This is a genomic window from Bacillus sp. 03113 (assembly GCF_006546985.1).
Taxonomy (GTDB): Bacteria; Bacillota; Bacilli; order Bacillales; family Cytobacillaceae; genus VATK01.
Map to the genome: position 1 here is coordinate 42849 of NZ_VATK01000006.1, position 12733 is coordinate 55581.

At 36.2% G+C, this 12733-nt stretch carries 10 protein-coding genes; all 10 read right to left on the reverse strand.

Annotation, left to right across the window (positions count from 1 at the left end; translation table 11 throughout):
• Positions 1 to 37: 37 nt before the first annotated feature.
• The gene (gene clpX, locus FDO66_RS06720) at positions 38 to 1303 is read right to left on the reverse strand and encodes an ATP-dependent protease ATP-binding subunit ClpX (protein ID WP_141431876.1); all 1266 of its coding nucleotides are present in this window, start codon (positions 1301 to 1303) and stop codon (positions 38 to 40) included.
• A gap of 381 nt (positions 1304 to 1684) precedes the next feature.
• A complete protein-coding gene (gene tig, locus FDO66_RS06725; RefSeq protein WP_141431877.1) occupies positions 1685 to 2971 on the reverse strand; it encodes a trigger factor in 1287 nt (428 codons plus the stop codon).
• 238 nt (positions 2972 to 3209) lie between these two features.
• The gene (locus FDO66_RS06730) at positions 3210 to 4238 is read right to left on the reverse strand and encodes a tetratricopeptide repeat protein (RefSeq protein ID WP_141431878.1); all 1029 of its coding nucleotides are present in this window, start codon (positions 4236 to 4238) and stop codon (positions 3210 to 3212) included.
• Between the two features lie 220 nt (positions 4239 to 4458).
• Positions 4459 to 5046: a 3-isopropylmalate dehydratase small subunit gene (gene leuD, locus FDO66_RS06735; RefSeq protein ID WP_141431879.1), complete on the reverse strand. Its 588-nt coding sequence runs from the start codon at positions 5044 to 5046 to the stop codon at positions 4459 to 4461.
• A gap of 14 nt (positions 5047 to 5060) precedes the next feature.
• Complete coding sequence (leuC, locus tag FDO66_RS06740) at positions 5061 to 6470, reverse strand: 3-isopropylmalate dehydratase large subunit (protein ID WP_141431880.1); 1410 nt, start codon at positions 6468 to 6470, stop codon at positions 5061 to 5063.
• A gap of 267 nt (positions 6471 to 6737) precedes the next feature.
• Positions 6738 to 7817 carry a 3-isopropylmalate dehydrogenase gene (gene leuB / locus FDO66_RS06745; protein WP_141431881.1) on the reverse strand — a complete coding sequence of 360 codons (1080 nt, stop codon included), beginning with the start codon at positions 7815 to 7817 and terminating at the stop codon, positions 6738 to 6740.
• A gap of 20 nt (positions 7818 to 7837) precedes the next feature.
• Positions 7838 to 9376, reverse strand: coding sequence for a 2-isopropylmalate synthase (locus tag FDO66_RS06750; RefSeq protein ID WP_141431882.1), 1539 nt, complete (start codon positions 9374 to 9376; stop codon positions 7838 to 7840).
• Positions 9363 to 10385, reverse strand: coding sequence for a ketol-acid reductoisomerase (ilvC, locus tag FDO66_RS06755; RefSeq protein WP_141431883.1), 1023 nt, complete (start codon positions 10383 to 10385; stop codon positions 9363 to 9365). The genes FDO66_RS06750 and ilvC overlap by 14 nt, the downstream gene beginning before the upstream one ends.
• 56 nt (positions 10386 to 10441) lie before the next feature.
• On the reverse strand, positions 10442 to 10957 hold the full coding sequence (gene ilvN / locus FDO66_RS06760; protein WP_141431884.1) for an acetolactate synthase small subunit: 516 nt from the start codon (positions 10955 to 10957) through the stop codon (positions 10442 to 10444).
• Positions 10954 to 12696 carry an acetolactate synthase large subunit gene (ilvB, locus tag FDO66_RS06765; RefSeq protein WP_141431885.1) on the reverse strand — a complete coding sequence of 581 codons (1743 nt, stop codon included), beginning with the start codon at positions 12694 to 12696 and terminating at the stop codon, positions 10954 to 10956. The genes ilvN and ilvB overlap by 4 nt, the downstream gene beginning before the upstream one ends.
• Positions 12697 to 12733: the final 37 nt, after the last annotated feature.

A 12733-nucleotide genomic window follows, 5' to 3' on the forward strand; every position in this document is an offset into this window, starting at 1 on the left:
AAAAAAATCAAACCACAAAGGGTTTGATTTTTTTATCTTATGCAGATGTTTTTGTTTCTTCTTCTATGATCGTACCATCAGCTAAGATTAGCTTTGGTGTGCTATTCTCTATAACCGTTTCTTTCGTTATGATGCATTTAACGATATCATCTCTTGAAGGAAGCTCAAACATTACATCAAGCATAATTCCTTCAATGATAGAACGCAATCCACGAGCTCCTGTTTTACGTTCAATCGCTTTCTTAGCGATTTCATGCAACGCAGCCTCTTCAAATTCTAGTTCTACATTATCAAGCTCAAGCATTTTTTGATATTGTTTAACAAGAGCATTTTTCGGCTTTGTTAATATTTCAATTAATGCTTTTTCATCAAGAGAATTTAGACTAGCAATAACAGGTAGACGTCCGATAAACTCTGGAATTAATCCAAATCTGAGTAAATCCTCTGGTAAAACCTTTGATAATAAATCTTTTGGTTCAATTTCCTTTTGTTTAGGATCTGACCCAAAACCAATTACCTTTTGACCTAAGCGGCGCTTAATAATTGGCTCAATTCCATCAAATGCTCCACCACATATAAATAAGATATTTGACGTATCAATTTGAATGAATTCTTGATGCGGATGTTTTCTTCCACCTTGAGGAGGTACACTAGCCACGGTCCCCTCCAAAATTTTCAATAACGCTTGTTGAACACCTTCACCTGAAACATCTCTCGTTATGGACGGATTTTCAGATTTTCTTGCAATCTTATCGATTTCATCAATGTAAATAATTCCTTTTTCAGCTTTTTCCACATCATAATCTGCCGCTTGAATAAGCTTTAAAAGAATATTCTCAACATCCTCACCAACGTATCCTGCCTCAGTTAACGACGTAGCATCTGCAATGGCAAATGGAACATTAAGTATACGTGCAAGTGTTTGTGCAAGTAAGGTTTTCCCGCTACCAGTTGGACCAATCATACAAATATTACTTTTTGAAAGCTCAACATCATCAATTTTGCTGTTAGAGTTAATTCTCTTATAGTGATTGTAAACAGCAACGGATAACGATTTTTTTGCTTGATCTTGACCAATTACATATTCATTTAAAATATCTTTAATTTCTGCTGGTTTTGGTACATCTTTAAATTCTACTTCTTCTTCAGTACCTAACTCTTCTTCTACAATCTCCGTACAAAGCTCAATACATTCATCACAAATGTATACACCTGGACCGGCAACTAGCTTACGCACTTGATCTTGTGTTTTTCCACAGAAAGAACATTTTAATTGTCCCTTTTCATCATTGAACTTAAACAATGCCTTCACCCCTTGTAAAACTTCTACTGTTTATAGAAAGCTTGCGGATCACAGTTAATCTGAATTTGTTTAAAACATCCTTTAATTATGTATTGCATTGTAACACATTTTGACAATGTACAGGAAATGAAAACTCTTAGAAGGTATTTTATTGTGATCCACACCAAAAGAATTTTATCAGCGCATCCATTTATCACTATTATGAAATGAAAGAAGCTCCTTTATGTAACCTTTCCTGTACATCATACCCAAAATACTGGCTTGACTAACAATCCATTGATCAATTGCTTATATACCAGTGACCCTTTAACAAATTATATGTAAAAAAATTTTGTATAAAACAAGACACGATTAAATCGTGCCTTGTTTTAATTACTTCTATTATGCAACAGATTTACTGTTTTCTACAAGAAAATCAACTGCTTTTTTCATTTGAAGGTCAGCTTTAACGCCTTCTAAGCTTCCAAGAGCTTTTTGAACATCTTCTACCTTCATATTATACATATCTGCCATTTTTTGAAGCTCTTCATTTACTTCTTCATCTGTTACTTCGATTTTTTCAGCTTGAATAATGGCTTCAAGAGTTAAAGAGTTCTTCACACGCTTCTCAGCATCTTCCTTCATTTGCGTACGAAGTGCTTCTTCATTTTGACCAGAGAATTGGTAGTAAAGTTCTAAATTCATTCCTTGACCTTGAAGGCGTTGCTCGAATTCTCTTACCATACGGTCAATTTCAGTTTCAATCATAACAGCTGGAATATCGATTTCAGAAACTTCAGCTGCTTTTTCAACAACAGTATCACGTAGATAATGTTCAGCTTGATGTTCTTTATCGTGAACTAGACGATCTTTAATTTTTTCTTTAAGCGCATCTAAAGTTTCAACTTCTTCATCTACGTCTTTTGCAAACTCGTCATCTAATTCTGGAAGTTCTTTCGCTTTAATTTCATGTACCGTAACTTTAAAAACAGCAGGCTTTCCAGCTAAATCAGCCGCGTGGTATTCCTCAGGGAAAGTTACTTCAACATCCTTTGATTCACCAGCAGCAAGACCTACTAATTGATCTTCAAATCCAGGAATAAATTGTCCAGAACCAAGCTCAAGTGAATAATTCTCACCTTTACCTCCTTCAAAAGCCACTCCATCTACAAAGCCTTCGAAATCCATTACAACTGTATCTCCGATTTCAGCTGCACCCTCTTCTTTTAACACAAGCTCAGCTTGTCTTCCTTGTAGAGTTTTGATTTCCGCTAGTACATCCTCATCTGTTACAGCAGTATTGAAGGCTTCTACTTCAATCCCTTTATATTCGCCAAGCTTCACTTCTGGCTTTACTGTTACAGTTGCTTTAAAAACAAGAGTGCTTCCTTTTTCGATTTTTTCAATATCGATTTCAGGACGATCTACAGGGTCAATTCCTGCTTCTTCTACTGCATTAGCATAAGCTTCAGGCAAAAGAAAATCAATTGCATCTTGATATAATGATTCCACACCAAAACGTTTTTCAAACATTCCACGAGGCATTTTACCTTTACGGAATCCTGGTACATTTATTTGTTTAACAACTTTTTTAAATGCAGCATCTAAACCTTCGTTTACTTTTTCTGCACCTACTTCAACTGTTAAAACTCCACGATTACCTTCTAAAGCTTCCCATTTTACTGACATTCGTTAAATTCCCTCCAACATCTATTATCATGAATGAGGACTACCCAAAAGGGTCTGTCATCCTCCAATAATTCCTAAGTATTTGATATTGTCATTATAGAAAACAATATATATTTGAGAATTGCTTGGAACTTTTCTTTTGGTTGACCTCAACCCATTATTAATTGTAAACATAGTTAAATTCACATAATACAACCATTATATTATACCATACGTTTTTATTTGTTCAACTGCCATACTATATATTAGGGTAAGAAATTTCTTCTAGTTCTCTAATTACCATTTGAGCTTGTTCTATCTCTTCTTTTTCAATGTTATACAGCTCTGCATACTTTGTTATATTCTCATCCTTGCCGTAATATTGATTGACGATATAATGATAGGCAGCTGCCCATGCATCATTTGTAACAGGCTCAAGCTTAAACGGATAGATAAGAAAAAAATGGCGTTCAATTAAGCTTTTAATATTCTCAAATAAAATAGGATCATCATTTTCCAATGCTTCTTTTACAATTTTTTTAATACTTTTAGCTTGCGACTGCCGATGAATATCTTCCAGCTCAATAGGGATAATCGATTTTTGTTTCCCGAATTTTTCTACATCAACAGATTGATCATACTCATGTTCTTTTAAAACATTCAGCAGCATTGTTTTTAAAAAAGGATGTCCCTCAGCTAGTAGTAAATACCTTTTTATATCTTTTAAATAAGGTCGAATATTTTCATCCGCGAGCTTTGCAATTCGCATCATCATTTCTCTTGGATCTTGATCAATAAATAGCTTTAGTTCCTGATCAGCATCATGCTTGTAATCTGCTTGCTTCTCTTTTTTCTCAGTTCGAGCACTCGACATTTTTCTACTAAAGTGGAGCATTTTCGAAAAATGCTCATACTTATCCTTTGGAATCTGGTTATCTTCTAACAAACCTTCAATTGTTGAAATAATTTCTTCATATTCATGCAGTTGAACTAGAATCATGATATAAAGATCGACCATTTTTATATAATCACCGATACCTTCTTGTAAGACGAATCTAACAAGCTTTTTTGCTTTGTTAAGGGAACCTGTTTCATAATAAGAAAGTATCAAGCCGATATAAATATCACTGTTTTCTGGTTCTAATTTCTTTGCCTCTTCAAATAACTCAATTGCTTCACGATATTTTTTTTCCTTCAGACAATCAAGACCTTTTTCCTTTAGTCTTCTTTCAAGATCGGGAAAAAGTATGACATTTCCTTTTTGCATTGGCTTTTCCCGTTTTTTCATATGAAAATAACCGCCTTGTTAAAATTGATTTGAAGTAAGTTTAGCATAGATAACAAAAAAACAAAAACGATCTCAGACTTAAAAAAAGATGATCTAAAGCTATTAGAAAAAGAGACTCATTCAAAAGTTAGTTGTTCCCTCCAATTTTTAAAACTTTACTCTAATTGGAGTTTGCAGTCCTTCCTTTTGAATAAGCCTCTTTTATTAGATTTCTAATTTCCTAAAATTGCGTTTGCTTTTCATATTCACCAATTTGATCATCGTATTGCAACGTAATTTCAATTTCATCCCATCCATTTAAAAGCATTTTTCTCCAATATGGATGGATCGTGAATGATGCTGAAAATCCTTGGTCATCTTTAACGGTTTCATCTTCTAAATTAATCGTTAAAGTATAAGGCTGGTTTTTAGCAGCTTTTAACAAGTAATCTACTTGCTCATTTTCAAGCTGAATAGGAAGCATACCATTTTTTAAACAGTTTTGATAGAAAATATCTGCAAATGATGGGGCAATTACCACTTGAAAACCATAGTCCTGTAAAGCCCAAGGAGCATGTTCTCTTGAAGATCCACAACCAAAATTTTTATTCGCAATTAAAATCGATGCTCCTTGATTCTCAGGATAGTTTAATTCGAACTCTGGATTAGGTTCTCCATTTTCTTTAAAGCGCCAATCATAAAAAGCAAATTTTCCAAATCCAGTTTTCTCTATTCTTTTTAAAAACTGCTTTGGAATGATTTGATCCGTATCTACATTTGCACGATCCATTGCAACAGCTTTACCAGTTAGTTTTTTAAATCCACTCATCATGATCCCTCCAATCAATTTACAATTTCTGCAGTCTTCCATTCTCTTATATCAACAAACTTGCCGTAAATAGCAGCCGCAGCAGCCATTGATGGGCTGACAAGGTGTGTTCTCGCTCCAGCTCCTTGTCTTCCTTCAAAATTACGATTAGAAGTGGATGCACAGTGTTCACCGCTTGGAACAATATCATTATTCATACTTAAACACATGCTACAGCCTGCTTCACGCCATTCAAAACCAGCTTCCTTGAACACTATGTCTAAACCTTCTACTTCAGCAACTTTCTTTACTTGCTGTGATCCAGGAACGACCAACGCTCTCACATTTGGATGAACCTTTTGCCCTTTGATCATATCAGCTGCCGTTCTTAAATCTTCGATACGTGAATTTGTACAGGAGCCTATAAAGACATGTTGAATCTCTATATCTTTAATGTTCTGTCCTTCTTTTAAGTCCATATACTGTAAAGCATTTGTTAAAGACTTACGTTCAATTTCATCCTGACAATCAGCTAATGTCGGAATAGATTCAGTAATTTTTGCCGTCATTGCTGGGTTTGTTCCCCAGCTTACCATTGGTGCAATATCATTTCCATCGATGACAATGACCTTATCATAAATTGCATCGTTATCAGATACTAGCTCACTCCAAATTTGTGTATACTTTTCAAAATCTTTCGGAGCATATTTTCTTCCTTTTAAATAGCTATATGTTGTTTCATCTGGACAAACAAGACCTGCTCTTGCTCCACCTTCAATCGACATATTACATACGGTCATTCGCTCTTCCATTGATAAATTTTTAATCACATCACCAGCATATTCAATGACATAGCCCGTACCAAAATTTACTCCGTGCCTGGATAAAACATATAAAATAACATCTTTTGCTGTAACACCTTGTGCTAGCTTCCCATTAATCTCAAGCTTTAAAGTCTTCGGTTTTGTTTGCCACAGCGTTTGAGTCGCTAAAACATGTTCAACTTCACTCGTTCCTATCCCAAAAGCAAGAGCGCCAAAAGCACCATGAGTGGATGTATGGCTATCGCCGCAAACAATCGTTTTTCCAGGTTGAGTTAAGCCTAATTCTGGTCCAATAACATGAACAATCCCTTGCTCTGGACTATCTAAACCTGCTAAAGGTACATTAAATTCTAAACAGTTTTTTTCTAATGTTGTCATCTGATTTAAAGCAACTGGATCATCAACGTTAAAACGATTGACAGTTGGAACATTATGGTCCATTGTTGCAAATGTTCTATCTGGTCTTCTTACCGTTCTATTTTTCATTCTTAATCCAGAAAATGCTTGTGGAGAAGTAACTTCATGAACTAAATGAAGGTCAATGTATAATAAATCCGGTTTCCCTTCCTCTTGGCAAACGGTATGTTTTTCCCATATTTTCTCAATAATTGACTTTCCCATAGCTATCCCCCTATATTATCGAATTTTTCTTTTTAAAATGTTATAGAAACTTCCTACCTAAATCTATAAAGGCAGGTTGTTCGAATCATTCTTATTCTTTGCTAAAGTAAGTTCACTAAATGAAGAGGGTGTCCCAAAAGCAATTAAGGCTCTAAGATATACTGTCGAAAAAAGTATAATCTTAAAGGTACTTGTTACTTTGTTTAGGGCCACCCTCATAATGATGGTTTTACATTAATTCATGCATCAACCATGTTAGATACAGCTTCATTTTTCTTGAATCACTGCTATGACCGCATGAACCATTTCAGTCGTAGAAACGATTTTTTTATTAGGTGCAGCGATATCATTTGTTCGATAGCCATTTTCCAGAACTTCATTTACGGCTGCTTCGATCAATGCCGCTTCATCCTCGAGACCAAATGACAGTCGCAGCATCATAGCAGCTGATAGTATAGTTGCAAGTGGATTTGCTAAATTTTTACCAGCTATATCTGGTGCTGATCCATGGATTGGCTCAAATAAATACGGTCCATTTTCTGAAATACTTGCAGATGGCAGCATTCCTAAGGACCCGGTTAATACGGACGCTTCATCACTTAAAATATCTCCAAACATATTTTCTGTAACAACTACATCAAATTGCTTTGGATTTCTAATTAATTGCATCGCAGCATTATCCACAAGCATATGCTCTAAAACAACATCTGGATAATCTTTGCTTACTTCCTCTGCTGTTTCTCGCCATAATCTGCTAGATTCTAGTACATTAGCTTTATCAACGGAAGTAACTTTTTTACCGCGGATTTTTGCTAACTCAAATGCTTGTTTTACCACACGATAAATTTCTTCCTTTTGATAAAGCAATGTATCCACCGCACCATTTTTTCCATTTAATTCAGTACGCTCACTTGGTTTCCCAAAATAGATACCGCCTGTCAATTCTCGCACCATTAGCATGTCGACATCTTGAATAATTTCTTTGCGTAAAGGAGAAGAATCTGCAAGACTCTCATAATAAGTGGTTGGTCTTAAATTTGCAAAAAGCTGAAGCTCTTTTCTAATTTTCAACAAACCTTGCTCAGGGCGTAAGGGAACAGGGTTTCCATCCCACTTAGGTCCTCCAACCGCACCTAAAAGTACTGCGTCACTGTTTTTACATAACTCAATTGTTTCATCAGGAAGGGGAGATCCTGCTTCATCAACTGCAGAACCACCTATTAATCCATATTGAAATTCAAATTGGTGATTAAAACGTTCTCCAATCGTTTGTAAAACATCAATCGCACCTTGAATAATTTCTTTTCCTATTCCGTCACCAGGCAATACGGCGATTCGTTTGTTCATGCTTGCTTCCTCCTAATACACTACCCTTGAACGGTTGCTGTTTCTTTTTCTTTCATATATATCGCTCTATTTACCGCATTCAAATAGGCTTTAGCAGAAGCGTCTAATACGTCTTGGTCAAGGCCACGACCACTTGTTTCGATCCCTTTAAAACGTACTTTGACATAAACATGGGCTAACGCATCTCTTCCGCCGCCAACAGATTGTGTCCGGTAGTCTTGAAGTTCAACCTCACCTTGAATACATTTTTCTAATGTATTATATAAAGCCTCTACACTACCCGCACCAGTTCCAGTCTCTTGAATAACCTCGTTATTAATACCAGATAACGTAATGGTAGCTGATGGAACCTGTTTTGAATCATGATGGATTTGAATCGTTTCTAATTTATAAAAACGATCTTCTTTGGATAGCTTTTCCTCTAACACAAGAGCAACTAAATCGTCATCCGTCATTTCTTTCTTACGATCCGCTAAATCCTTAAAAGCGACAAAAAGATCTTTAATATCTTCATCACCAACCTCTAGACCTAGCTCATGTAATCGAGTTTTAAACGCATGACTGCCAGAATGCTTTCCAAGAACCATCGAGTTTGATTGAAAACCGACAAGTTCAGGAGAAATAATCTCATATGTGGATTTTTCTTTTAATACTCCATCTTGGTGAATTCCTGATTCATGAGCATATGCGTTTTTACCAACAACAGCTTTATTATTAGGAACAATCATGCCGGTTAGCTTGCTAACTAAGCTGCTTGTTTTACTTATTTCTTTTAAATTAAGACGAGTTTCTTTTTGATAATAGTCTTTTCTTATATGCAGCGCTACTGCAATTTCTTCTAAAGCAGCATTACCTGCTCTTTCACCAATTCCGTTCAGTGTACACTCAACTTGAGTCGCTCCATTCTGAACAGCAGCAAGTGAGTTAGCAACAGCCATCCCTAAATCATCATGGCAATGAGTTGATAATGATACTTTGTCAATAGAAGGAACATTTTGTTTTAAATATTTGAAGACTTCTCCATATTCTTGAGGAGTAATGTAACCAACTGTATCAGGTATGTTAATAACTCTGGCTCCAGCTTGAATGACTGCTTCAACGATTTCAGCTAAATACGGCAATTCTGTTCGACAGGCATCCTCTGCAGACCATTGAATAACAGGGAAGCGTTTTGCTGCATATTGAACCATAGCTACTGCTTTTTCAATCACTTGCTCTTTTGTCATCTTCAGCTTATATTGGCGATGAATGGGAGAGGTTGCAATAAAAACATGCAACCTCGGCTCTGCTCCAACCTTTAATGCTTCCCACGCAGCGTCAATATCTGATTGGACAGCACGAGCTAGTCCAGTAACAGAGCAATTTCTTACTGTTTTTGCAATTTCGTGAACAGAAGAGAAATCTCCTTTTGAAGCAGCTGGGAAACCAGCTTCAATTATATCGACATTTAATTTTTCAAGCTGTCTTGCAATTTCAAGTTTTTCTGAGAAGTTTAAATTAACTCCAGGTGATTGCTCCCCATCCCTTAATGTCGTATCAAATATTTTAATTTTTTCCACTACCAACCACTTCTTTCTTCTTTCCGCTGTTAACAAATGGCATCATTGCGCGAAGCTCTTTACCAACTTTTTCAATTAAGTGTTCATTTTCTCTTTCATTAATAGCATTAAATACTGGTCTATTTGCTTGGTTTTCTAAGATCCAACCTCTTGCAAATTTACCTTCTTGAATATCTGTTAATACTGCTTTCATTTCTTTTTTCACGTCTTCAGTTACGATTCTTGGTCCTGTTACAAAATCTCCCCATTGAGCTGTATCAGAAATTGAATATCTCATTCCTGCCATACCGTTTTCGTACATTAGATCTACAATAAGCTTTAATTCATGCAAACATTCAAAATAAGCTAATTCAGGTTGGTATCCAGCTTCTACAAGAGTTTCAAAGCCCGCTTTTACTAATGCAGTTAATCCACCGCATAGAACAGCTTGTTCACCGAATAAATCTGTTTCAGTTTCTTCTTTGAAAGTTGTCTCTAATGCTCCCGCACGTAATGCACCGATTGCTCTTGCATAAGATAACGCTAGCTCTCTTGCTTCGCCTGTCACATCTTGATAGATTGCAAATAATGCTGGTACACCTGCTTCTTGTTCAAACGTTCTTCTTACAAGATGTCCTGGGCCTTTTGGTGCTACTAGCAATACATCACATTCTTTTGGTGCCACGATTTGGTGGAAGTGGATGTTAAAGCCATGAGCAAACATAAGAGCTTGATTTTTAAGGTTTGGTTTAATTTCTTCATTATATACTTTAGGTTGAAGCTCATCTGGCAATAGGATCATTACAACATCTGCTTTAGCAGTTGCTTCACTAACTGAAAATACGTCAAATCCATCTTCAACTGCTTTATCCCATGATTTTCCTTGTCTTAAGCCGATGATTACGTTAACGCCACTGTCTTTCATGTTTAATGCATGCGCATGACCTTGTGAACCGTATCCAATTACTGCTACTGTTTTTCCTTCTAAATATGCTGCATTTGCGTCTCCGTTATAATACATTTTTGCCATTTTAAATACTCCCTTTCGAATGTTATGAATTAGTTTGATTTATTCTATTGTTATAATTAAACAATTGAAAACGAATTTTTTGAGCTACTGCGTTGTGTTCCACGAGGAAAAGCTGTTGTCCCCGTTCTTGCAAGTTCTTTAATGCCATAAGGCTTAATCAAATCAATGAAGGCTTCCACCTTATCGAATTCACCCGTTATTTGAATAACGACACTTTCCTTACTGACATCTACAACAGATGCTCTAAATGGTTCTATTAATGAATAAATTTCATTTCTTGTTTGCGGGGTTGCTAACACTTTAATTAATGCCAGCTCCCGAGCCACAATCGATTGGTCTGTAATATCAGTTACTTTAATGATGTCAACCTGCTTATTAAGCTGTTTCGTTACTTGTTCGATTTCTTGACTATTATCCACATGTAAGACACAAGTGATTCTTGAAATTCCTTCTTGCTCTGAGAGCCCAACCGAAATACTTTCAATGTTATAATTTCTTTTTGAAAATAAGTTCGTAATGCGGTTCAAGACACCTGCCCGATTCAGAACGGTTAAACTGATGATTCTTTTCACGATGGTTTCACTCCTACCATTTCATGCAATCCTTTTCCTGGTGCGATCATAGGGAAGACATTTTCATCTGGATCTACTCTAAAATCCAATAAAACTGGTTCATTGCTATTGATCACATCATCTAAAATTGCTTCAGCTTCTTCTTCAGTTTGAATTTGATAACCTTTAATTCCATATGCTTCAGCTAATTTCACAAAGTCCGGTTGAACTGAATTTTTACTATGAGAGAAGCGATTATCATAGAAAATTTCCTGCCATTGTCTAACCATTCCTAAAGCTTGGTTATTTAAAATCACAATTTTAATCGGAAGATTTAATTCTCTAATAACTCCTAGCTCTTGTGCGCACATTTGGAAACCGCCATCTCCGCTGATCGATACTACACATGCATTCGGATCAGCAATTTGTGCACCAATACTGGCAGGTAAACCAAATCCCATTGTGCCTAATCCACCTGAAGTAACCCATTTGTTCGCTTCATTAAATTTGTAATATTGTGCAGTCCACATTTGATGCTGTCCAACATCAGTTGTTACAATTGCATTCCCTTTTGTTTTTGAGAATAACAATTCCATAACTTTTTGTGGCTTTAATCCACCTTTATTTTCATAATGATATGGATACTTTTCTTTCCATTCATTTATGGTTTTCAACCATTCATCATGAACAGGCGGTTTTCCTTGAGCTTGGATTAATTGCTGCAAAGCTTCTTTTGCATCAGCAACCACTGGAATTTGCGTTGGCACTACTTTACCAATCTCTGCAGGATCAATATCCACATGAGCGATAACTGCCTTTGGTGCAAAGTGCTGTAAGTTTCCTGTTAAGCGATCATCAAAACGAGCACCAATGTTTATTAACAAATCACATTCATACAAAGCCATGTTAGCAGTGTAACACCCGTGCATACCACCCATTCCTAAAAATAGGTCGTTATCTGCAGGAAAGCCGCCTAATCCAAGTAAAGTATGAACCACAGGTATTTTCTGCTGTTCAACATATTCCTTTAATTCTGCTGAAGCTTTTGAAAAAACTACACCCGCTCCTGCTAAAATAACAGGCTTTTTCGCTCTGCTTACTGCTTCAGTTAACTTTCTAATCTGCAAATAATTAGGCTTCGTCGTTGGTTGATAACCTGGCAAATGAACTTCGATTTCTTCCTGTTTTTGTGTTGACTCTTCTGATACAAAAGCAGCAATATTTTTTGGAAAATCAATGAGCACAGGACCAGGTCTTCCACTAGTAGCAATATAGAATGCCTCTTTTATGATACGTGGAATTTCTTCAATACTTCTGATTTGGTAATTGTACTTCGTAATAGGTGTTGTAATTCCAAGAATGTCTGCCTCCTGAAAAGCATCCGTACCAATTACACTTGTTGCTACTTGTCCTGTAAAGACAACAAGTGGTAAAGAATCCATCATGGCATCTGCTAAACCCGTTACAACATTGGTTGCACCAGGTCCAGATGTTGCAATAACAACTCCTGGTTTACCAGAGATTCTTGCATAGCCTTCTGCTGCGTGAATCCCACCTTGTTCATGACGAGGCAAAATATGTTTAATTTTGGAATCGTATATTTTGTCATATAACGGAAGAACTGCTCCTCCTGGATATCCAAAAATAACTTCAACATTTTCCTTTTCTAGCGCTTCTAACAATACATCAGATCCAGTTTTCTTTTTGTTTACAGTCTCAGGTTCAGCCTTATTTTCAGTAAAGGCAGCTTCTTGCAACATTGTTTTTACCTCCTATAAATTTCAAATATCCATAAAA